19 protein-coding genes and 2 pseudogenes are annotated in these 21,376 nt (G+C 38.4%); 13 read left to right on the top strand and 8 right to left on the bottom strand.

Going from position 1 to position 21,376, the window contains the following annotated elements:
• Nucleotides 1-66 precede the first annotated feature (66 nt).
• The 3 genes and pseudogenes from I7H67_RS12815 to I7H67_RS12805 all read right to left on the bottom strand — a co-directional run bounded on the left by I7H67_RS12815 (nt 67) and on the right by I7H67_RS12805 (nt 3,293).
• Nucleotides 67-963 (bottom strand): annotated as a pseudogene (locus I7H67_RS12815) (selenocysteine synthase).
• Nucleotides 964-1,088: 125 nt separating this feature from the next.
• On the bottom strand, nt 1,089-2,231 hold the full coding sequence (locus I7H67_RS12810; protein WP_151766802.1) for a hypothetical protein: 1,143 nt from the start codon (nt 2,229-2,231) through the stop codon (nt 1,089-1,091).
• Nucleotides 2,232-2,591: 360 nt separating this feature from the next.
• Complete coding sequence (locus I7H67_RS12805) at nt 2,592-3,293, bottom strand: DsbA family oxidoreductase (protein ID WP_198308010.1); 702 nt, start codon at nt 3,291-3,293, stop codon at nt 2,592-2,594.
• Nucleotides 3,294-3,470: 177 nt separating this feature from the next.
• Between I7H67_RS12805 and I7H67_RS12800 the strand changes: the two genes are divergently transcribed.
• Entirely contained in the window at nt 3,471-4,229 is a 759-nt protein-coding gene (locus I7H67_RS12800) for a hypothetical protein (RefSeq protein ID WP_198308009.1), read from the top strand.
• 22 nt (nt 4,230-4,251) lie between these two features.
• Here the strand turns inward: I7H67_RS12800 and I7H67_RS12795 are convergent, their stop codons facing one another.
• On the bottom strand, nt 4,252-4,617 hold the full coding sequence (locus I7H67_RS12795) for a MerR family transcriptional regulator (RefSeq protein WP_151823012.1): 366 nt from the start codon (nt 4,615-4,617) through the stop codon (nt 4,252-4,254).
• A 71-nt stretch (nt 4,618-4,688) separates the two neighbouring features.
• Between I7H67_RS12795 and I7H67_RS12790 the strand changes: the two genes are divergently transcribed.
• Entirely contained in the window at nt 4,689-5,333 is a 645-nt protein-coding gene (locus tag I7H67_RS12790) for an RBBP9/YdeN family alpha/beta hydrolase (RefSeq protein WP_198308008.1), read from the top strand.
• A gap of 69 nt (nt 5,334-5,402) precedes the next feature.
• Here the strand turns inward: I7H67_RS12790 and I7H67_RS12785 are convergent, their stop codons facing one another.
• Nucleotides 5,403-6,119 (bottom strand): hypothetical protein, encoded by a 717-nt coding sequence (locus tag I7H67_RS12785; protein WP_005301771.1) that lies wholly within the window; start codon nt 6,117-6,119, stop codon nt 5,403-5,405.
• Between the two features lie 279 nt (nt 6,120-6,398).
• Between I7H67_RS12785 and I7H67_RS12780 the strand changes: the two genes are divergently transcribed.
• Complete coding sequence (locus I7H67_RS12780; RefSeq protein WP_198308007.1) at nt 6,399-6,890, top strand: hypothetical protein; 492 nt, start codon at nt 6,399-6,401, stop codon at nt 6,888-6,890.
• A 51-nt stretch (nt 6,891-6,941) separates the two neighbouring features.
• On the opposite strand, the gene fadA is transcribed toward I7H67_RS12780, so the two are convergent.
• Together fadA and fadB are read right to left on the bottom strand one after the other, a co-directional pair.
• Complete coding sequence (gene fadA / locus I7H67_RS12775; RefSeq protein WP_004795064.1) at nt 6,942-8,114, bottom strand: acetyl-CoA C-acyltransferase FadA; 1,173 nt, start codon at nt 8,112-8,114, stop codon at nt 6,942-6,944.
• Between the two features lie 12 nt (nt 8,115-8,126).
• Nucleotides 8,127-10,280: a fatty acid oxidation complex subunit alpha FadB gene (gene fadB / locus I7H67_RS12770; RefSeq protein ID WP_198308006.1), complete on the bottom strand. Its 2,154-nt coding sequence runs from the start codon at nt 10,278-10,280 to the stop codon at nt 8,127-8,129.
• Nucleotides 10,281-10,853: 573 nt separating this feature from the next.
• On the opposite strand from fadB, the gene lpxO reads away from it, so the two are divergent.
• The 7 genes from lpxO to I7H67_RS12735 all read left to right on the top strand — a co-directional run bounded on the left by lpxO (nt 10,854) and on the right by I7H67_RS12735 (nt 17,609).
• Entirely contained in the window at nt 10,854-11,768 is a 915-nt protein-coding gene (lpxO, locus tag I7H67_RS12765; protein ID WP_198308005.1) for a lipid A hydroxylase LpxO, read from the top strand.
• Nucleotides 11,769-11,936: 168 nt separating this feature from the next.
• Nucleotides 11,937-12,467, top strand: a complete 531-nt coding sequence (locus tag I7H67_RS12760; RefSeq protein WP_198308012.1) for a CHAP domain-containing protein — start codon at nt 11,937-11,939, stop codon at nt 12,465-12,467.
• Between the two features lie 133 nt (nt 12,468-12,600).
• A complete protein-coding gene (gene uvrC, locus I7H67_RS12755; RefSeq protein ID WP_198308004.1) occupies nt 12,601-14,400 on the top strand; it encodes an excinuclease ABC subunit UvrC in 1,800 nt (599 codons plus the stop codon).
• A gap of 120 nt (nt 14,401-14,520) precedes the next feature.
• On the top strand, nt 14,521-15,315 hold the full coding sequence (locus I7H67_RS12750) for a thioesterase family protein (protein ID WP_198308003.1): 795 nt from the start codon (nt 14,521-14,523) through the stop codon (nt 15,313-15,315).
• Nucleotides 15,316-15,433: 118 nt separating this feature from the next.
• Complete coding sequence (pgsA, locus tag I7H67_RS12745) at nt 15,434-16,021, top strand: CDP-diacylglycerol--glycerol-3-phosphate 3-phosphatidyltransferase (RefSeq protein ID WP_004795051.1); 588 nt, start codon at nt 15,434-15,436, stop codon at nt 16,019-16,021.
• A gap of 125 nt (nt 16,022-16,146) precedes the next feature.
• Nucleotides 16,147-17,001, top strand: a complete 855-nt coding sequence (locus tag I7H67_RS12740; protein WP_005301791.1) for a methylated-DNA--[protein]-cysteine S-methyltransferase — start codon at nt 16,147-16,149, stop codon at nt 16,999-17,001.
• Nucleotides 16,998-17,609 carry an alpha-ketoglutarate-dependent dioxygenase AlkB family protein gene (locus I7H67_RS12735; RefSeq protein WP_004795047.1) on the top strand — a complete coding sequence of 204 codons (612 nt, stop codon included), beginning with the start codon at nt 16,998-17,000 and terminating at the stop codon, nt 17,607-17,609. The genes I7H67_RS12740 and I7H67_RS12735 overlap by 4 nt, the downstream gene beginning before the upstream one ends.
• Before the next feature lie 184 nt (nt 17,610-17,793).
• Here the strand turns inward: I7H67_RS12735 and I7H67_RS12730 are convergent, their stop codons facing one another.
• Nucleotides 17,794-18,567, bottom strand: coding sequence for an IclR family transcriptional regulator (locus tag I7H67_RS12730; RefSeq protein ID WP_004795045.1), 774 nt, complete (start codon nt 18,565-18,567; stop codon nt 17,794-17,796).
• A 367-nt stretch (nt 18,568-18,934) separates the two neighbouring features.
• Between I7H67_RS12730 and I7H67_RS12725 the strand changes: the two are divergent.
• The 3 genes and pseudogenes from I7H67_RS12725 to I7H67_RS12715 all read left to right on the top strand — a co-directional run bounded on the left by I7H67_RS12725 (nt 18,935) and on the right by I7H67_RS12715 (nt 21,355).
• Nucleotides 18,935-19,066, top strand: a pseudogene (locus I7H67_RS12725) (hypothetical protein).
• Nucleotides 19,057-21,156: an FUSC family protein gene (locus I7H67_RS12720; RefSeq protein WP_192455195.1), complete on the top strand. Its 2,100-nt coding sequence runs from the start codon at nt 19,057-19,059 to the stop codon at nt 21,154-21,156. Before I7H67_RS12725 ends, I7H67_RS12720 begins: the two are co-directional and overlap by 10 nt.
• Nucleotides 21,149-21,355: a DUF1656 domain-containing protein gene (locus I7H67_RS12715; protein WP_004795042.1), complete on the top strand. Its 207-nt coding sequence runs from the start codon at nt 21,149-21,151 to the stop codon at nt 21,353-21,355. Before I7H67_RS12720 ends, I7H67_RS12715 begins: the two co-directional genes overlap by 8 nt.
• Nucleotides 21,356-21,376 lie beyond the last annotated feature (21 nt).

Below are 21,376 nucleotides of genomic sequence, written 5' to 3'. Positions count from 1 at the left end.
CCCTGAACTATCAGGGGCTTTTTTTGTGGATAAAGAAAGAGTTATCCACAATTTGATATTTTTTGATTAAAAATTAGCTTCGAGATTCATTTGAACACTGAGCTGATGTTTCGAATCATCATCAATATGGTTAAAAAAGTTAAGGTCATTTTGCATAAAAAGCCAATTTCGCCACACAGGCTACCGCCATGAAATATAAGGCCCCCAACTATTTAGTCGAATGTCATTTTTGGTATATACGCCACCACTATAGACACCGTAAGTAAGATGATTATCCTTTAAAAATTGATACTGCTGGAAAGTCCAATTTCCCCAAATATAATCTTCATTTTCACTCTTATTCACATTAAATTTATTAGCGAAAAGAGTGTTGTCTTGCATTTTTTGCGTTAGGTTTAGCGTTGTTTCGGTGTAGTTCCGGCTAGTAGAGCCGTAGCGAAATACCTGTTCTGTATCCAAACTAATGTTATGTCTTAAATTCCATTTTTTCTTTGCCAAAAATTGTACATAAACATCGTTTTCTGAGTTTGAACCTAAATCAAGATTATTTTCAAAAGGCATCCAGGTTGAAATAGTCGCCCAGCTTGCACTCAGTGGGTTAGTTGTCGAAACCTGAGCTGAAGAGTTCTTCCTCTTTTTCTTACCAAAGGTTTTATAAGTTAGTTCAGGCTGAGTCGCACGTTTCCATAACGTATCATTTCCAAATACAGCCATTAGTTCTTGAATTAAGGTGTCATCAGGTAAAGCATTATTTGTCTCTATTTCACAAGGAGAGAGTGAAAGTGATTGTCTTTTTACTTTAGTAAAACTCGTAGAAGAATAAGGATAACGCCGTGACCGTTGGTGCTTGAACGTATTATAAAAAAATTGAGTATGCGGAATTAAAGCCAATACGCCTAAACTATAAATACAAACTAAGGCAGCTGATTTGTATTGAAATGAAAAAGGTGAGAATTGATTCATTTTTAAAGAGAAGGAATCAAAAATAAAAATTAGAACAGTACTTTAAGAGGCTAAGCTTAAAATTTTATTTAAAAGTATTTTATTATTCATCACCTTGGGTGGGTTCCAAGGTGATGTTTGGCAGCTTAAAAAAGAGCTTCTAAGCGCAAGAAGGTGCTGACGAAATGGTTGCGATCTTCACGGTGATCATTAAAGTAATTTACATCTCCTTGAACAAAGAACCATTCACGTAAAACAGGTTGGCGCCATGAAACAAATGGTCCCCAACTATTTAAACGCAAGTCATTGTCGTTGTAATAACCACCTGTATAAATACCATAGTTAAAACGGTTATTTGCAAAGAAACTATGTTCACGGAAAACCCTATTTTCCCAACTTAAATCATCATCTTGATCATCGGCATAAGTTAAGCTGAACTGATTTGATAAAATCGGTTGATTTGGTCTGGCATGGGTAAGTTCAAGATTGGTACGTAAGTAGTTTTCGCTATCTATGCCGTAACGATAAATTTGCTCAGCATAAAATTTAAAATCATTACGGAGTTGCCAATTTCTTGATGCTTTTAAACGAACATAAATATCGTCTCCAGAACGGATACCTAAGTCAGCATCTGTTTCAAAAGGCAATTTTTTTGAGAAGTCTGACCAACGTAAAGCAATAGAACTGTTGTCATCTCTTGTTTGTTTACCATTTAGCTTCTTATTGGAGTCTTGATTTGGGTTTTGGTTAATATTGGCCGGACTGTTATTAAATTCGTTATCGAGAGAGTCATCACCAAATACCACACTTAGACGTTTTTCTAGCGTTGGTAATTTAATCCTGCCTCGTATTCTGGGCTTAATTTCAAAATTATCGTATTCATTCCAATAGTTATCGACCATTACGCGAATGGTTGCAGTAGCAGGTTTCTGTGGATCGACTTCTCCAAACCAGTTATCAATTTTTTCAGAAGTACGATCGGCCCAATTACGAATTTTCTTTTGCTTACGGTCAACCCACGTTTGATCTTCTGTTTGTTCGGTAGGGGGAACAATAGGTTGACTAGACTGCTCAGGAAAAATGGTTGGGGTCGCATCTACCCAACGGGGGATCTGATCTAACAGATTTTCATCTGTTGTAGCTTCGGTTTGAACTCCAGATGACAAACCTTCTACTTGTTGGTTTTGAGAGGAAGAGCTCGTTTCTGCATGAGCAATGCATACCGAACCGAATCCAAGAGTTAAAAGTGCAAAAAGCTGCCGATAAGGCATTACGTGAAATGTTTTCATATCTATCTTTATGTTTTGTTGTTGTTTCCACTTTTGTTGATTTTTCTAATAAAATCAAGAGGACGACACAAAAGTTAAGTAAATTTAACTTTTTTTACATATTTGAAATAAATGAAAAAGTTTATGCTAGTAGCGATTATTTTTAAGCAAAAAAAATCCCCCAATTAAGGGGGATGATAGATCAAGGAAACTTCAAATTCCGATCATTAAACACATAAAAAACAGAACATTACAGCGCGAATATTCTAAGAAGCAATCATAAACTGATTTTAAACAATTAGATAGTTCTTTTTTTAGAACGCTCTATTGCTAAAATGGTGATAAAACATACGATTTCATCACATTTTCAATTGTGTTGATTTATTTCTGTGGAATATCACATGATTCATCATCACAAACAGCAGCCTCATCTTGCTCAACAGCTTCAGCATTTGCTTTAAGTTGTGCTTGCTCTAAGACTTTTAAAAAGACGTCACGTGGTTGAGCACCTGCGAGCGCAATTCTTTGGTCAAATACAAAAAATGGCACGCCAGTAACATTTAACTGCTCTTTCGCAATTTTTTCATCATGACGAACAAAGTCAGATAGTTCATTTGTATCTAATACAAATTCAACTTCGGCATTATCAAGGCCAATACGAGAAGCGATTTCTTCAACAACCTCACGTTCGCCAATTGCCAGGCCTTCAGTCATATAAGCATGGAAAAAAGCTTCTTTTGCTTGGTTGCCTAAACCTTTGCTTTGCGCAAGGTGAATAATACGGTGTGCATTGAAACTATTGCCAGAGTTAGCCTTTTGCCATTGGAAATCAATACCTTCAGAGGCAGCCATGGCTGCAATATTGCGCTCCATTTCTTCCATCTCTTCATAGGTACGGCCGTATTTTTTAGCCAAACGTTCTGTATTTGATGTGTCATGTTTTGCTGGCGCATCAGGATCTAATTCAAAACTATGCCAGTGAATTTCAAGCTCAATACCTGCTTCGGCAGCTACATGTTCAAGGCGTTTTTTACCGATATAACAGAAAGGGCAAACTACATCAGACCAGACATCAACACGCATGGGAGAATCTCATAAATTTTAATTACCCATCATAATAGGGATGATGCACAAGGATTTAAAGCTTTGAGTAGCGAATACAGTGTTGCGTATTGTGAAATAAATGGCATATAAAGAAGAATAAGCTCTATTTTATAACTATAAAGAGCAAAACTATAAGAAGGGAAATAGGAGGTGTGTATGCGCCGAGTTTTGATTGCAATTGCAAGTCTGATTGTTATCACAAGCATTGTTTTTTTCACCTATCAACATATCAAACAGCAGCAGGCCAAAGACAGTAGTCAAATGTTTGATGTCGTCATGACTGAAAAAATGAATCAGCTTTATGAGCAAGCGCAAGACTGGTCTAAACCCGTCGAGCTTGATATTCACGATAAACGGTTAGCAGGACACTATAAGCAAATTTCAGAATTTCTTTTAAGTTATTGGATTCAAAATATTAATGCACGAAATGCATATTTAAGAGAGTTAAAGGCAGCAAAATGGGATACTTTTTTAAATGTTGATCGTTTAGATCTTGATAAAAAGCAAAAGTTTGTAGAAACCGAAAAGATGCTAGCTGATGTCAGGATGGCTTCAGATCAGTATCAAACTGAATATGAAAAAATTCATAAAACTTTCTTAGCAAAGGTTCAAGAATTATCTGTTGATGCAGAGATGAGACAACTCCTTGAAATGAAATTGGGAACTCAGCAAAAAGCTGATCAAGATCATGCAATTTTTATGATTGAGCTACAAATTTTAGATAAAGCAGAAGAAATGTTTAAACTTCTAAAAAATTATGAATGGCAGAAGAAAGATCAGATGATTCTTTTCCATGAAAATGCTCAGGTCAAAAAGTTTAATGGACTTTATCAAGACGTTCTAAAGCTAAATGCAAAAATTGAAAAAATTAAGAAAAAGAATGTAGCTGCACTCGAAGGAGATTTAAAAGAATAAGCGTGGCATGAGCATCAAAAAATTATGGTTTGGTGCTCTCGGCTTTTCCTTTGGTTAAAAAAGTTTGTAATAAACTTTGAGAAGTTTGTAGTTTGTTTAATTGTTCAGACACATGCATGAGTTCAGTTTGCAGTTTTTCTTGAACCACTGAGCACAGCGTAAATACGCGTTCATCTAAATCAAAACAAGGCAGTAAGGCTTGAATGTCTTTTAAGTGCATGCCTGCATCATTTAATATTTTAATTTTCTTAATATTTTCAATGTCTTTTTGTGTATAGCTTCGATAGTTATTACTCGCCCGATGAGGCTGTATAAGTCCTAAACTTTCGTAATAACGCAGCATACGCGGACTGACTTTTGTGAGTTCGGCAACTTTGGCAAGGTTCATAAAATAGGGTTGACCTTAACAGTGGTGTCATAGTTTAGCATGTTTGTATATTTCAAAATGGTACTTGTTCCATGATCAGAAAACTCATTTTATTGGTGTTATTCGGATTAATGTCATTTGTTGCAAATGCCAAAACACTTGAACTTCAGGAGAAGAACATGCGTCAAATATTTGTGCTCCATGGTTACTCTGCTTCTATAGATGATCATTGGTTTTTAGATTTAAAACATAAAATAGAAGAAGAACATACGACTGTTACCTTAATTCCATTTCCAGATTCTGAGCATCCAGATGTGGATGCTTGGCAAAAGGTTTTAGATCAGCAGATTCCTACTGTTAATGAAAATACCTATTTTGTTGCGCACAGTTTAGGGGTGATTACGTTACTTCACTTCTTGCAAAGACATGATTATCAGAATATTGGTGGAATGATTTTAGTATCTGGATTTTCTGGTCCAATTTCAGATTTTTCTCCACTCGATGCCTATATAACAAAAAGTAAAGTCGATACGAACTACTTTAAGAATATAAAGAAAAAGTTGGTGTATTTATCTGATAATGATGGTTTGGTTCCGCCTAAACTCACTATTGAATTAGCGAAAGAAATTGATGCGCCGTACATTACAGTACCTAATGGCGGGCATTTTTTAGGAAGGGAAGGTTATACGACGTTTCCACAAGTCGTGAATTCTTTAAAAGGGATGTTAAATGATTAATAAAAATCCCCGTATTGAGCGGGGATTTTAAATTCTGTCTGAAAATTTGTAATTTTTATGCGTAGTCTATTAAGGTTGGTAAATGATACCCATGACTTTCGCAGGTAAAGCGATAATATCGAAAGTTAAGGTAAACGGAAGCAGTGGTAAATTTGCTAGCTTCTCCTTAGTTGATAAGGGCACTTTTCCGCTTTTATCGTGAAGATATTGGATTTTAAGGTGATATGGCTTAGATAAAGGGGTTGTTGTTTTAAGATTGTTTACAGGAGGATAAACAGTTCCTTCAATATTTAAATCAAATTTATGCGGTTCTAATTTCTTTGCACAGCCACATGGCACTACACCATATTTTTTAAATAAAGCTGATTCTTTCTCGTTCAATTTACCATTAGGTGGGGTGTAAGAAAATCTAATATGTCCGTAAAAACGGTTACTATTCGAAGCTGGGGCATTAAAATCTAGCTGATTACTTATTTGAATATATTGTGGATTTAGCTGGCTAATTAATTGAATAAAATCGGTACCGCCTTTATTAATCACATAACTATATTTTTTCCCTGCGATGACAATACTATCCTCTGGTTCATTAGGGAGAGATATTGATGGTTTACCGAATGCGATTACATCATCTTCAACTAAATTGATCCATTCATGACCTGAGTCATATTTTGTAAATAGCTCTCGCGTGTTTTCACCAATAATTCGATTACTTGCACAACCAGTAAGAAAGAAACTGACAAGTAGGCAGCTCATAAGAATATTCTGATTTAATATTTTAAAGTTCATTATTTCTGTTGAATTCAATAGATTTATAAAAGGCTGACTATAAACAAAAAATCGTAGTATTTAAATCTAACAATATGATTTGACCTAGCCACATTCAGACTAATTTCTACAATATTTTTATGAAGTCCCTTACTATCACATTAAAAAATTTAATTATATTTACCGTTTATCTGAGCATTACTGAATCAAATTCGACTTTGTTGTAGCCTATTTATAGATACTTTTAATTTAATCATCATCTTTTAATTGAAATAGGGTGAGTGATTTTTGGAGCAAGTTATGAACTTTCTAAAACAATCAGCCTTTATTGCTGCATTTGCTTTTATGGGTTTACCGACTGTTCAAGCAGAAGAAGTGGCTACTTTACCAACAATTCGTGTAATGGCTGAATCTGAGCTACGTGAAGAGGTGGGATTTGTACCCTTCCAAGAAGATAAAAAAGTGCGTCAAGCTCTGCAACATCATGAGTATAAAACGCATTATGATATACAAAATGCTTTAGTCCCTGAAGGCATGACTACGGTAGATTATCAGCCAGTGATGGCACAGCCTGATTTGTCTCAACTTTCTCCATTCTTACAACAATACATTTTAGCGGTAGCGGGTGGAATACAGTCTTCTGATCCAACCAATGGTATCTTTGAAATGTTAAGACCTTTGAATATTAATCGAAGTAATGTCGATGCTTATCGTGAAGGTACGATGAAAGTAAACCTTAATGACCTCATAAATTTACAGCAGCAAATTCAAGACGGTTTAAAAAGCCGTTAAAATAAAAATCCCCGCATTGAGTTGAGCGGGGATTTTTTATCTTGGTGTTAATTAAACACGTTCGATCACTGTTGCAATACCTTGACCAAGGCCGATACACATGGTCGCAAGACCAATTTGAGTATCTTGTTGTTCCATTACGTTCAACAACGTAGTGGTGATACGCGCACCAGAACAACCTAGTGGGTGACCCAAAGCAATCGCACCACCATTTAAGTTAATGATGTCTTGCTTGTCATAAATACCTAAGCCTTTCATTACTGATAAGCCTTGAGCAGCAAACGCTTCGTTTAATTCGATAGTTTGAATATCAGCCATCGTTAAACCAGCACGTTTAAGCGCTTTTTGAGTTGCTGGAACTGGACCATAACCCATGATTGCAGCATCACAACCTGCAACTGCCATAGAGCGAATCACAGCGCGTGGTTTTAAACCTAATGCTTGTGCGCGCTCAGCAGACATAAGTAACATTGCAGAAGCACCGTCAGACAACGCTGAAGATGTAGCAGCAGTTACCGTACCGCCTTTTGGATCGAATACAGGACGTAGTGCTTTGAATGATTCAAGGTTTGCATCTGGACGAATTACTTCGTCGATGTCACAAAGGATTTTAAAGCCATTTGCATCGTGACCTTCAACACCAACGATTTCGTTTTTGAAACGACCTTCTTGAGTTGCAGCCCAAGCACGGCGGTGAGATTCAACACCAAATGCGTCTTGCTCTTCACGGCTAATGCCGTTCATGCGACCTAACATTTCAGCAGTTAAGCCCATCATGTTAGATGCTTTAGCATAGTGTTTAGATGCTTCTGGGTTTAGGTCGATGCCGTGCATCATACCTACGTGGCCCATGTGCTCTACACCACCAATAATGAAGATATCACCTTGGTTAGTTGCAATCTGTGCAGCAGCAGTATGAAGTGCTTGCATAGAAGAACCACAAAGACGGTTAACAGTTTGACCTGCTACAGTTTTTGGTAAGTCAGCCAATAAGCCGATGTTTCGACCAATGTTCATACCTTGTTCTAAAGTCTGGTTTACACAGCCCCAGATCAGGTCTTCAACTTCATTGGTGTCAAATTGGTTACGAGCAACGAGTGCACGAACTAACTCAGCAGATAAGCTGTCAGCACGTACATTGCGGAACATACCGTTTTTGGTTTTACCCATTGCAGAACGTACGCCATCAACGATGACAACGTCACGTGGATTTAAAGTAGCCATTCACGTTGCTCCTTAACCGTAGAATTTTTTGTTGTTAGCAGCCATGTCACGCAACATTTGTGGCGCTTCATAAGCCTTACCTAAGTGTGCATATTTGTTGCAAAGCGCAACATATTCAGCAACACCTGTCTGGTCGATATAACGACATGGACCACCACGGAATGGAGGGAAACCTACACCCATAATCATTGCCATGTCTGCTTCAGCAGCAGTTGCAACGATGTTGTCTTCTAAGCAACGAACTGTTTCGTTACAGAAAGCAAGCATCATGCGGTCAATGATTTCTTGGTTATCAAACTCGCGTTTTTCACCCGTTACGAAAGGAGCAATGATTTCATATGCTGTTGGATCAACAGTTTTTGCTTTCTTGCCTTTCTTATCGAGTTCGTATTTGTAGAAACCAACGTCATTCTTTTGACCAAGACGTTTAGCTTCGTACATTGCTTGGATTGAACCTTTGTAGTCTGGCTTCATGCGGTCTGGGAAACCTTCAGCCATGACTTCTGCACCGTGTACACCCGTGTCGATACCAACAACGTCGATGAGGTAAGCAGGACCCATTGGCCAGCCAAACTTAGACATTACATTGTCAACTTGCTGGAAGTCTGCGCCGTCTTTTACAAGAAGGTCAAACGCACCAAAGTAAGGGAACAATACACGGTTAACCAAGAACCCTGGGCAGTCGTTTACAACGATTGGTGTTTTACCCATTTTTTGAGCAAGAACTACAGTAGTTGCAATCGCTTCTTCAGAAGTCTTTTCACCACGAATAACTTCTACAAGCGGCATCATGTGAACTGGGTTGAAGAAGTGCATACCTACAAAGTTTTCAGGACGTTGTAATGCTTTTGCTAAACGCGTAATTGAAATTGTAGACGTGTTAGACGCAATAATCGTGTTTTCACGAACATGCTTTTCAGTATCTGCAAGAACGATTTCTTTAACTTTTGGATTTTCTGTAACCGCTTCGATCACGATATCAACTTCTTTAAACTCATCGTAGCTTAAAGTAGGGCGGATACGTGCAAGGGTTTCACCCATTTGCGCAGGTTTCATTTTCTTACGTTCAACTTGTTTAGTTAACAAGCCGTTCGCTTCTGACATACCTAGTGCAAGTTGTGGGTTACCAATATCTTTCATGATGATTGGTGTGCCTTTGCTTGCCGCTTGGTAAGCAATACCACCACCCATGATACCAGCGCCAAGTACGGCTGCTTGGTTTACAGGGTGCGCGCCTTTTTCATGTTTTTTAGCAGTTTTCTTAACAACTTGGTCATTGAGGAATAAACCAATCAATGCACCAGCTTGTGGAGTAATCGCTGCTTTTGCAAAACCTTCAGCTTCAGCTTTTAATGCTTCATCACGCGTAAGGCTTGCACCTGCTTGTAATGAATCAAGTAATAATTTTGGAGCAGGGTACTGAGCAGGATTTGCTTTAGCAAGTACAGCACCTTTTGCTGTGTTGAACGCCATCATTTGTTCAAGTGGGTTCAATTTTACAGCATCAAGTTTTTCTTGGCGTTTAGCTTTCCAGTTCAAACGACCAGAAATTGCTTGCTTAACTAAGTCAGTTGCAGCTTCAAGTAATTTATCAGCAGCTACAACCGCATCTACAGCACCATCTTTAAGGGCAGCAGCCGGTTTTTTAGGAGCAGCCATCGCCATCCATTCAACCGCGTTGTCGATACCGATAAGACGGCTTAAACGTACGCTACCGCCAAAACCTGGGTAAATACCAAGTTTAATTTCTGGTAAGCCCACTTGTGCAGCTTCTGACATCACACGATAGTCACACACTAAACACATTTCAAAACCGCCGCCTAACGCCATTCCGTTAATAGCAACAACTTTTGGAATTTCTAAATCTTCAAAGCTATTGAAGATTTCGTGAACAGGCATAAGCCAGTCAACAATCGCTTTTTCGCCTTGAGCGAAGTTTTCACCAAATTCGGTAATGTCTGCCCCAACAATAAATGTTGATTTGCCCGACGTAACAACTAAGCCTTTAATATCGTTATTTGCTTTTACCGCAGCAATAGCAGCTTGGAAATCTTCAATTGTTGCACGGTTAAATTTATTGACCGACTCACCTTGTAAGTCAAAGCGGAATTCTGCAATTCCGTCCGAAAGCATTTGGACGGTAATGGCATTGCCAGCGTGGATCATGCCTGATCTCCTTGGTTTTGGAGGACTTCTAAGTTGATGTTATGAAGCGTGTGCACAGCTTTGGTACACATTTATGCTTCGCTAATCTTACGATAACTATATCTAAAAAAAACCTGACAAGTTGTATCAAGCCGTGACGCAAGGGTCATCTTATTTATTATTCAATTCATCTGTATTAAATGCATAAAAGAAATCATAAAGATAGCTGCTAATCCAAGGCTTTTGTTTTGCTTTAAATTTTTCTTTATAAAGCTCTGGAATTATCAAGATTTCTTATAAAAAATAAGAAAATTCAAAAGTTAATTTTTTGTCAAAAAAGTCAATTGTTCAATTTTTATCTTAAAAAAGCGAATAAAAATAACAACAAGTTTTAACTTTTTAAAGTGCTGAAAAAACACCGAGGCTTCTTTTATTTCTTATAAAAATATGAGACCTATTATTTGACTTATTTTTTTTACATTCGCTTTTTATAAGTCAATTTTGTTAAAATTTGTGCCAATTAAATAAACTTCCGGTTTCTATTACCTTAAATATAAGGTGAAGTTGCCCCTAATCTTTTGAAAGAGTAGCAATATGATTAAGTGGATCATATTAGCGATTTTTGTGATATCAGCATTGTATATCCAGCATCGCGGCAAAGTGCGTCACTCGTTTTATCGTCAATTTTTTGACCATTCAACCTTGCTCGCACCGATTAACTTTTTAATGTACATCTTTTCAAAGGTGCCGAATCAACCTTATATCGACACCCAGCATTTTAAAGATTTAAAAGTGTTGGATGAAAATTGGGAAATGATTCGTGATGAAGCGAAAGCTTTATATGATCAAGGTGGGATCAAAGCTTCAAGTACATATAACGACTTAGGTTTTAACTCATTCTTTAAAACAGGTTGGAAGCGTTTTTACCTCAAATGGTACGAATCGAGTCATCCGTCTGCTGCTGAGCTCTGCCCTAAAACCACAGCACTTCTTAAAACATTGCCGACAATTAAAGCAGCAATGTTTACAGAGCTTGCACCTGACAGCCGTTTGGTAAGACACCGTGACCCATATGCAGGTTCACTGCGTTATCATTTGGGTTTAATTACGCCAAATGATGATCGTTGTTTTATTGATGTTGATGGTGAAAGATACTCTTGGCGTGATGGTCAAAGTGTCGTGTTTGATGAAACCTATATTCACTATGCTGAAAATAAGACGGATCAAAACCGCATTATTTTCTTTGCAGATGTTGAACGTCCAATGAAAGTGAAATGGATGGAACGTTTCAATCATTGGTTTGGTCGTAAAGTGATGACTGCGGCAAGTTCACCGAATGAAACAGGTGACCAAACTGGTGGTTTAAATAAAGCTTTTGGTTATGTTTATCAAATTCGCATTAAAGCTAAAGCATTAAAAGCTAAAAACCGTAAGTTGTATTACTTCTTAAAATGGTTATTAATGCTTGGGATTTTCTTCCTGATTTTTGTTCGACCATATGTATTTTAATTAAAACGCCCGAAAGGGCGTTTTTTTATGCTCACCAGTACTTAATAGATTTTGTGACTTATTTCACAGTGCTGGCAATTTGTTACAACTATTAAAAGCCAAGGACCAATTTTGATTCTACAATGGCGCGGTTTTTTCGAAGACTGGTTAGCGGAAGTAGGTTTTAAAATGGCTCATGCTCATCACGCAGTTCATGCACATGTTCATCATATCGAAGAGAGAAAAGAAGAAAGCTCTCAAGATGATTTAAAAATGAAAGTGATGTTAAGACAAACAGCTTCGACGACTGAAAAACATAAAAAATCTGATGTGAAAAGTCATCAATCTGAAGATCAAAATATTAATTTGCATAAGTTCTCAAGTAAGCTTGAAAGTATATCTGCCAACCATAGTAAAGAGAAATGTGCCAAGAATATTCGCATTGCTTTACAAGCAGCAGGCGCCGATGTATCTAAGCATCCGGTAGCAGCTTCAGACTGGGGGCATACACTTGAGAAGAACGGTTATAAGAAAATTAAACCTGCTTTTAATCGTCCTCAAGAAGGCGATATTTATATTATTGAGCGAACAAGTGGTCATACATATGGTCATATTGCGGGATATACAGGGAATGGGTGGTTCTCAGATTTTCGCCAAAAAACTTATGCGGTCTATAAAGAAAAAGACGTGAAATATAGCTACTATCGCCTCGATTCTTAAGCGAGTACGACATAGTCTGTCGGGACATATCCAAATCTGTTTCCAAATTTGGCTTCTGGCACAGTAAAGCACTTGAAAACTCAGGTTGAAAACATCACATTAGATATTCAGTATTAAGCCATGTCTGCCAATAGTGAATCAAAACGCTCGTCCCCATATTGAAAAAATTTTAGCCCATATGACCCAACTTCCAGGCGTTTATAAAATGCTAGGGAAAGAGGGAGAATTGTTATATGTCGGCAAAGCGAAAAACCTAAAGAATCGGGTATCGAGTTATTTTGTTAAAACCATTGAGCATCCTAAAACTCAGGCTTTAGTTGCCAGAATTTATGATATTGAAACTTTAGTCACTCGTTCAGAAACTGAAGCACTACTCCTTGAGCAAAATTTAATTAAACAACATCGTCCGCCTTATAACATTATGCTGCGGGACGATAAGTCATATGTCTATATTTTTGTGTCGGCAGATAAGCCCTATCCTCGACTTGCTAGTGGTCGCGGCAAAGGGAAGCACCAAATTGGTAAGTTCTTTGGACCTTATCCAAGTGCCTATAGTGCCCGTGATACTTTACTCGTTCTACAAAAGCTTTTTAATGTACGTCAGTGTGAAAATAGCTACTTTGCACAGCGCAAGCGCCCGTGTTTGCAATATCAGATCAAGCGTTGTTCTGCACCTTGTGTAGGGCTGATTTCACCCGAAGATTATAAAGAAGACATTAATAATAGTATTCGCTTTTTGCAAGGTGATACCAAAGAGCTTAATCAAGAGCTCATTGCAAAAATGGAACAAGCGGCGGCTGAACTTGAATTTGAAAAAGCTGTTTTTTACCGTGACCGATTGTCTTTACTGCGTGAAGTTCAAGCACAACAAGCTGTGTTTAAAGTCAAAGGTGAGGCGGATATTCTGGCGATTGCTTATCAGGCTGGCGTGACATGCGTGCAGATTATGTATGTGCGCAATGGGCGGATGCTAGGTGGGAAAAGTTATTTCCCTGACATGCTTGGTGATGATCTTGGGCAAATGCTGAGTGACTTTATGGCAAACTTTTACTTTCAGGTTGCAGATGAAGTACCCAATGAACTGATTGTGAACATTGCATTGCCTGACCGTAAAGAATTAGAAGAAGCATTGGCACAGCAGTTTGACAAAAAGGTTCAGATTAAGAGTAATGTTCGAGAAACTCGTGCCGAATGGCTAGAGTTAGCTGAAATGAATGTTCAACATGCGATTAAGGGGCAGTTGAGTAACCATTTAGAACTCAATGAACGCTTCCATCAGTTAGAGCAAGTGATTGGAAGACCCGTTGATCGCATCGAATGTTTTGATATTAGCCATACCATGGGCGAAGCTCCAATTGCTTCATGTGTGGTGTTTGACCAAGGCGGTGCTCGTAAGCGTGACTATCGTCAATTTGCCATTCAAGACATTACCGCTGGCGATGACTATGCAGCGATGCGCCAAGCCTTAACACGCCGTTATAAAAAAGCCATATTGCCTGATTTGCTGTTGATTGATGGTGGTAAAGGTCAACTTCACATGGCAATGGAAGTTATGCAAGAGCTTGGACTTGATGCTTTTATGGTGGGGGTATCTAAAGGCGAAGGGCGTAAACCGGGTCTTGAAACCCTGCATTTTACAGATGGCACAAAAATCCAGTTACCAGAAGATCATAAAGCATTACATTTAATTCAACAGGTGCGTGATGAAGCCCATCGCTTCGCAATTACTAAACACCGAGCTAAACGTGATAAACGCCGTAGCACTTCAGTTTTAGAAGCGATTCCGGGACTGGGTCCAAAGCGCCGTCGAGATTTATTAACTCATTTTGGTGGGATTCAAGGTGTTTTAAAAGCATCTGAAAAAGAACTCACGCTTGTGCCTGGTTTTGGTGAAATGATGGCAAGAACGATTTATAAAATTCTGCATGAATAAGCATCGTTTTAAAGGCGGAGTGACAAAATAGCTCGCCAATTACTAAAGGATTGACCATTCACATTCCAATCAAAATGAGGAAAGATCGTCCCTAATAACACTTTTGTTTTAGGGAAAGGAATGTCTTTGCTGCAATTGTTTGAAGAAATAAAACAAAAGGAATGGATTGAAATACCTGAAGGGTGGCTGCAAGGACGGACAGTGTTTGGCGGTCTTGTTGCGGGATTACTGATGCAAAAAGCGTGCGCCAATATTCAAGATCCAAATAAAAGATTATTAAGTTGTAGTGTTACTTTTGTGGGACCTGTACAGCAGGGGCCTGCTCAATTGACTGTTGAAATTTTAAGGGAAGGGAAGTCGGTCACTACACTTGAAACCCGTTTATGGCAAGATGGTGCGGTAAAAACTATTTTGGTCGCAAGCTTTGGTGTACCTCGTGCGTCGAATATTGAAGTACGGCAAGAACCTATTGTGCCAGTTTATGCACCACCTGAAGATTTACAGCCGATTCCTTTTGCTAGACAAATGCCAGAATGCTATCAACATTTTGATGTATGCTGGGCAGAAGGTCATTATCCTGTTACAGGAAGTCAGTATGCTGACTTTGGAGGATGGTCAAGGTTCTCTCCAGAGAAGCATGAAAATCGTCAAATGACATTGCCAGATTTAATTGTTTTGATGGATATTTGGCCACCTGGTGTATTGCCGATGTTTAAACAAGTTGCACCTGCAAGTTCTTTAACTTGGCACATTACCTATGTCCATCCATTTCCACATCAATTATGTGACTGGTTTAAATATAAAGTGGTGACTGAATATGCTGGTGAAGGTTATTCCACGGAATATGCCCATCTTTGGGACCAAAATGATCGTTTAATTGCAATTTTACGGCAAACTGTTACGGTATTTACCTAAGCAGTCCACTTCCTCGATTCGTATATTTCGTATAAAGTGGCTGTTACAGATAGATACAATATTGAAGAATGTATTTTTGTCTGTTACAAGATGCATGAAGACTAAATTGGCGGTGTTTATGACCACAGGGCGAATCCTGAATATCCCAAATATCCTAACGTTGGCGCGTATCGCGCTTATTCCTGTATTTTTGGTGATTGCGTATTGGCCGCCTGCAATGGGTATTGGTGAGCAAGCAGGAAATATGAGTCGTCATATTATCTTGACGGCTATTTTTGTGTTGGCTGCTATTACCGATTGGTTTGATGGCTATTTGGCACGAACTTTAAACCAGACTTCAGCATTTGGCCGTTTTTTAGATCCAGTTGCAGATAAGCTCATGGTGGCGGCAGCACTGATTGTTTTGGTGCAGTGGAATCCAACCATTTCCATGGCTTTTGCGGCAATTGTTATTATTTCACGGGAAATTACAGTTTCTGCTTTACGTGAGTGGATGGCAGAACTTGGCGCAAGAACGAGTGTGGCTGTATCGACAGTAGGTAAATATAAAACAGCTTTTCAGATGATAGCCATTAGTGTGTTCTTACTCAATTGGCAACCTTTAGAAATGTTGGCTTACGCGTTGTTATATACAGCAGTCATTTTAACTTTATGGTCAATGTTTATTTACCTTAAAGCAGCTTGGCCGTATTTAAAGCAACCTTAAGCACATATTGAATGATTAAGCCTTTCTATAATGAAAGGCTTTTTTATTTTCAAAAGTGCAAGAATCGGGTCGTCATGGGGCTTTAGCTACTTTAATGTAAGATATAAGTGCTAAGGAGGTGACACATGCAAATGCTTTCTTCTCGGCAATTTGCTGTAATTGCCAATGTAATTGAATATTTATATGAACATCTAGACCAACAACCGAGTCTGGACGATGTTGCGAGCCATATGAATTTAAGTTCAGGTTATATCCAACGTCAGTTTCAGGAATGGGTGGGGATTAGCCCGAAAAAATTTGTCCAATATATGAGTTTGCAGCAGGCTAAATATTATTTGCTGCAAAAGCGAAGCTTATTAGAAACTGCTTTAAACACAGGCTTGTCGGGTACTGGTCGTTTACATGATCTGTTTATTCAGCTCGAAGGGATGACACCTGGTGAGTATAAACAGCAAGGCGAAGGCGTGATTCTTAATTATTCGGTTGAGACAAGCCCCTTCGGTGAGCTGTTGGTGGTAAGTAGTGAAAAGGGTATATGTTCTATACGGTTTATCGAAACTCATGAGAATATTGAAGATTTAATTAAGCAGTATTTCCCAAAAGCCCAATTGAAAAATCAGTCACCGATTTGGCATAAACAAGTTGCAGAATGGTTCGAACAAGATTTTTCAGAACACTTACAGCAGAAACTTCCTCTTAATTTGGCGGGAACCCCATTCCAGTTGCAAGTCTGGGAAGCGTTACTGACTATTCCAGAAGGTCAATTGCGGACTTATCAAGATATTGCGGAGCAAATTGGCAAACCTAAAGCAGTCAGAGCCGTTGCTACAGCAATTGGACAAAATCCAATTGCATATTTGATTCCCTGTCATCGAGTGATCCGCGCAACAGGAATGGTCGGAGAATATCATTGGCAAAAGGGGCGTAAATTGGCATTGTTAGCTTGGGAGATGTCAAAGCAACATGGAGAGACCGTATGACCTTGGATTTATTTTCTCCAGAGCCTTGTGAGAATTTATTACCCTACGATGGTGAAGTTCAGGACTATGGTTGTATTTTAAGCCCAGAAGAAGCTGAACAATATTTTCACTATCTTTACCAGCACCTCGCGTGGAAACATGACGAGGCTAAATTGTATGGCAAGCACTTTATTACAGCTCGAAAAGTTGCATGGTATGGAGATGACTATTATCAATATAAATATTCGGGTGTCGCACGTGATTCGTTGCCGTGGGACAAAGCACTCGCCAAATTAAAACAACAGGTAGAGCAAATACTTTCAGAGAAATTTAATTCTTGCTTAGCAAATCTCTATGAAGATGGAACTCAAGGTATGGCTTGGCACAGTGATTCGGATGTGTCTTTGGCAAAAACCACAACAATTGCTTCTTTAAGCTTTGGAGCTACCCGAAAATTTTCTTTTAGGCACATTCAAAGTAAAGAGAAAGTTGAATTGTGGCTCCAACCAGGTCAACTCATTGTGATGCGTGGAGAGACGCAACAATATTGGCAACACCGTTTAAATCGCTCAACAAAAATTTTACAACCACGTATTAATCTTACTTTTCGGCAATTTCAGTTCTTATAAAAATTGGATAAGAAAAAAGCCCATGATGGCAACATGAGCTTATTCCTCTGAGGGGGATGCTTCTATTGATGAGCTGCTGATGAAAAGAATCACCAATAGGAGCTAAAATCATAATATGAGAATATTGTGAGATATTCAATATTTTAAAGTGTAAGAAAAGGTTAAATTATCATAAGGTGGAGTTTTAGATTTCACCTTTTTCAGATAACTCCATAAAACGCTGCTCAATAAGTGCTGCATTTTCTTGTAAAATTTCGATGAGCTTTTCAACATTTAAAAAATCAAAACGATTTTTAGAGGCAACTAGAGTTAAAGCTAAAGGCACTTCTTTGTTCGAAAAACGTACTGGAACGGCAAGCCCAGAAACATTTGGGTCAATCTCACCTTGTGAGAAATAGAAGCCTTGTTTTTTAATTTTTCGCATACGCTGAATAAAGCTCGGTTCATCTTCAGCAAAACCTGATTGTTTTAATTCTTGTTGATAACGATGATAGTAATCTTGCATCCGTTGTTTACTTAAATGCGAAACCATCGTTTTTGGAGATGACCCAACGTAAATCGGTCTTGGGCAGCCTCGACCATACGAGAGCAGTTCAGTGTCTTTAAATATTTCATGATGAATGTCGATGCAATAGTCATCATTTAAATAGGTGAGCAAGCAGCACAGTTCGGTGCGCTCTACAATATTTCGCATAAACGGTGTGCTGATTTGAACTAATGGGTCTGTTGTGCGAGATATGTAGTCAAGAACTGCAATTTTTGAGCCTAAGGTATAATCGCCAGATGTCCCATTAATGCGTTTTAATAGATCAGTAGACACTAATTCTTTGAGGTAACGGTAACTGGTTGGTTTAGACAAGCCAAGTTCTTCGCAAATAATATCGACATTAATGACTGGACGCGAAACTGAAAATAAGTCCAGTACGGTTAAAATTTTGCCAAAACTTGAAATTGCCATAGTGTCTTGTTCGTATCCTTTAACAATGAGTCATCTTTGAGTTTTTATAACAGAAAAAAAGAGAATTTGTCTCAATTCTAAAATAAATGCCTGATTTGAGTATTTTACCCTGACAAAGAGAAAACTTCTCTTGGCTAATACATCATATACGATAATTAAAAAACATATCAAATTATCAAATAGAGATATTTTAGTTGACTAAATTGCTTTATTTTGAAAAAATTGCCAAACAAAATATCTAATCGAGAAATTAGTCGGTTCTAGGCGAATTTCTTGATACCTCTTCTTTCCAAAGTTTGGCCGTTTAAATAGCGCCCAAATTGAAATCATCTGGGCCAATCAGGCAGGATGTGGAAAAATCATTGTATTGAAGGATGCTCCTCATCTCATTTGCTTTTAGGCAAATGGCAAAGTTTTGTTGTCTCTAGAAAGACAATTGAACATTGAAGGGCATGCTCATCAGTTCAAATCTGTATTTGAGATGGGTTCATGTTATTAAAGCAAATACTGGCGTTTCGCCCGAGTAGGCTTGATCTGATCTTTGCAATAAAAACATTTATTGCCGGAATGTTGGCGTTATTTGTTTCATTTGAATTAGATCTGATTAACCCGATGTGGTCGATTGGTACAGTCCTGATTATTGCCAATCCTTATTCAGGAATGGTGTCCTCTAAGTGTGTCTATCGTGTTATAGGAACGATGGGTGGGGCAGTAGTTGCCTTAACGCTAACGCCACATCTCATTAATACACCTTGGTTGTTTACCGTGGTGTTGTCGTTGTGGGTGGGTTTTGCACTTTATGTGTCTTTACTTGACCGGACTCCACGCAGTTATGCTTTTATGCTGGCGGGTTACTCGACAGCCATGATTGTCTTTAATGCGATTACGTATATTGATCAATACAATATTTTTGATATTGCTTTAGCTCGGGTCATTGAGATTTCGATTGGGGTGATTTCAAGTGCTGTGGTTTCTGCCACGATTCTTCCAATGCACATTGGTTCTGCGATTAAGCAGCGCGTCATTAAAACGCTTAAAGATACAGAAAATCTGTTTGCTAATTTATTAACTGCTGACCCTCAGCAGAACAATACGCAACTTTTAGCCACTATCACTCGTGATACCACAGATATTCATGCTTTGGCAGTACATTTGAGTTATGAGAAAGGTGAGTTGCATGGCATGACCAAACCCTTGCAGGAAATGCTGCATCAAATCTCAATGGTCGTTGCGAATCTGGTTGCTTTATCTGAACGTATTAAGCAGCTTCAAGAACTTAGGTTTATCGAAACTCATTCAGAAAAACTGCAACAACTTTCAGCTCATGTTGTACATTTTCTGGAGCAAAAAGAATTAATTATTGATGAAAATATTTTGCAGTTGCCAGATGAGTTTGAAAGTGATTTCTTGAGTTTAATGGAATCGGCTTCTACACATCAGCAAGTTTTGGTCGCTGCTATGAAAATGGATGTACGCCATTTCATTAGCAATGTTTTAGCGGTTAAAGTCTTGTGGCAAAGAATTCAGCAAGGCAATAAAGAAATCCCTGACAACATTACGCCAATGACCACTAAATACCCAAGTTTACACCGTGACCATGGTGTGGCTATTCGAGGTGGCATTAGTGCAGTCCTTATTACATTTATTGTGACTGGGGTCTGGATTATTTCAGGCTGGAAAGCTGGATTTATGATGGCGCAAATGGGCGCAGTAACAGCCTGTATTTTAACGGCCTTAGATAATCCCGTTCCGGTTTTACGTATTTTTATCTGGGGCAGTATTGCTTCAGCAGTTTTAGTCTTTGTTTATGCATTTGGTATTTTCCCTCATGTCACCACATTCTGGGAACTTGGACTGGTTCTATTGCCGATGTTCCTGTTTGCTGTGTCTATGATGGCCAATCAAATGCTTATGCCAGTAGGCATGGTCTTGGGTATTAATACCATGATGGGCCTGAATCTACACAATGCTTATAGCATGGATGCGGTGTCTTATCTTGATGGTTCTTTTGCCATGATTTTAGGTGTCTTAGTGTCTTTAGTTGTTATCGACGTTGTTCGTGCAATGTCTCCAGACACGAGTGCCAGCCGTATTCTGGCCTTGCATTATCGTGCAATGAGACAAGCGATCTATTTGCCTTATGGTCTTGATTTTAAAGTTCACCTACGCAGTATGCTGGACCGAATTGGAATTCTTAACAGTAAAGTAGTGCAATCTAATGAGATTAAAACCTCAATTCATCAAGCATTGATTGAGTCGAGCAGTATTGTCGATTTAAGTAGATTACAAGAACTGGCAAATCAGTCTCCGCAAAATTCAGAACTGGCTCATCACATCGGAAATTTGCAACAAAATCTAGATGAATTGTTTAGAGCCAAAGAAAATGATGTAGATAATACGGTGGCTTTGGTTGAGCAAATCCATCACGGTTTATTTGAATTAAAACAGCTTGCTTCAAATATTGAAGATATGACGATGCGACAAAGATTACTCATTTCACTTAACAATATTGCTTATAGCATGTGTCATGTTTCATCAGATCAAATGAATGAGAACAGTACCTTGAGAGGAGCGACAGCAAATGGGTGAGTTTAATGTTTATGGTATTTACGTGCCTTCTTTGCTCGTTCAAGCCCTCTTGGCATATATATGTTTTCGTGGGTTAAGTCCTTTGACCAACAAGTGGATTGCACAAGGCTGGATTGCATTACCTAGTATTTTCAATTTGTGCTTTTACCTTTTATTGCTTTTGGTAATACATCAAATTTTTGTTGGGGTGGGTGCATAGAGATGATTGCGAAATTAAAGA

Origin of the sequence: Acinetobacter sp. ACIN00229 (assembly GCF_016106645.1) — a bacterium.
In the GTDB taxonomy this organism is placed as follows: Bacteria; Pseudomonadota; Gammaproteobacteria; order Pseudomonadales; family Moraxellaceae; genus Acinetobacter; species Acinetobacter oleivorans.
This window is presented reverse-complemented; position numbering and strand designations above follow the sequence as displayed.

What these genes read in the sequence shown, in the direction of transcription:
- I7H67_RS12810 (WP_151766802.1), bottom strand. Translation starts at nt 2,231, where the DNA reads ATGAAAACATTTCACGTAATGCCTTATCGGCAGCTTTTTGCACTTTTA.
- I7H67_RS12805 (WP_198308010.1), bottom strand. Translation starts at nt 3,293, where the DNA reads ATGCGTGTTGATGTCTGGTCTGATGTAGTTTGCCCTTTCTGTTATATC.
- I7H67_RS12800 (WP_198308009.1), top strand. Translation starts at nt 3,471, where the DNA reads ATGCGCCGAGTTTTGATTGCAATTGCAAGTCTGATTGTTATCACAAGC.
- I7H67_RS12795 (WP_151823012.1), bottom strand. Translation starts at nt 4,617, where the DNA reads ATGAACCTTGCCAAAGTTGCCGAACTCACAAAAGTCAGTCCGCGTATG.
- I7H67_RS12790 (WP_198308008.1), top strand. Translation starts at nt 4,689, where the DNA reads ATGATCAGAAAACTCATTTTATTGGTGTTATTCGGATTAATGTCATTT.
- I7H67_RS12785 (WP_005301771.1), bottom strand. Translation starts at nt 6,119, where the DNA reads ATGAACTTTAAAATATTAAATCAGAATATTCTTATGAGCTGCCTACTT.
- I7H67_RS12780 (WP_198308007.1), top strand. Translation starts at nt 6,399, where the DNA reads ATGAACTTTCTAAAACAATCAGCCTTTATTGCTGCATTTGCTTTTATG.
- fadA (WP_004795064.1), bottom strand. Translation starts at nt 8,114, where the DNA reads ATGGCTACTTTAAATCCACGTGACGTTGTCATCGTTGATGGCGTACGT.
- fadB (WP_198308006.1), bottom strand. Translation starts at nt 10,280, where the DNA reads ATGATCCACGCTGGCAATGCCATTACCGTCCAAATGCTTTCGGACGGA.
- lpxO (WP_198308005.1), top strand. Translation starts at nt 10,854, where the DNA reads ATGATTAAGTGGATCATATTAGCGATTTTTGTGATATCAGCATTGTAT.
- I7H67_RS12760 (WP_198308012.1), top strand. Translation starts at nt 11,937, where the DNA reads ATGGCTCATGCTCATCACGCAGTTCATGCACATGTTCATCATATCGAA.
- I7H67_RS12750 (WP_198308003.1), top strand. Translation starts at nt 14,521, where the DNA reads ATGTCTTTGCTGCAATTGTTTGAAGAAATAAAACAAAAGGAATGGATT.
- pgsA (WP_004795051.1), top strand. Translation starts at nt 15,434, where the DNA reads ATGACCACAGGGCGAATCCTGAATATCCCAAATATCCTAACGTTGGCG.
- I7H67_RS12740 (WP_005301791.1), top strand. Translation starts at nt 16,147, where the DNA reads ATGCAAATGCTTTCTTCTCGGCAATTTGCTGTAATTGCCAATGTAATT.
- I7H67_RS12735 (WP_004795047.1), top strand. Translation starts at nt 16,998, where the DNA reads ATGACCTTGGATTTATTTTCTCCAGAGCCTTGTGAGAATTTATTACCC.
- I7H67_RS12730 (WP_004795045.1), bottom strand. Translation starts at nt 18,567, where the DNA reads ATGGCAATTTCAAGTTTTGGCAAAATTTTAACCGTACTGGACTTATTT.
- I7H67_RS12720 (WP_192455195.1), top strand. Translation starts at nt 19,057, where the DNA reads ATGTTATTAAAGCAAATACTGGCGTTTCGCCCGAGTAGGCTTGATCTG.
- I7H67_RS12715 (WP_004795042.1), top strand. Translation starts at nt 21,149, where the DNA reads ATGGGTGAGTTTAATGTTTATGGTATTTACGTGCCTTCTTTGCTCGTT.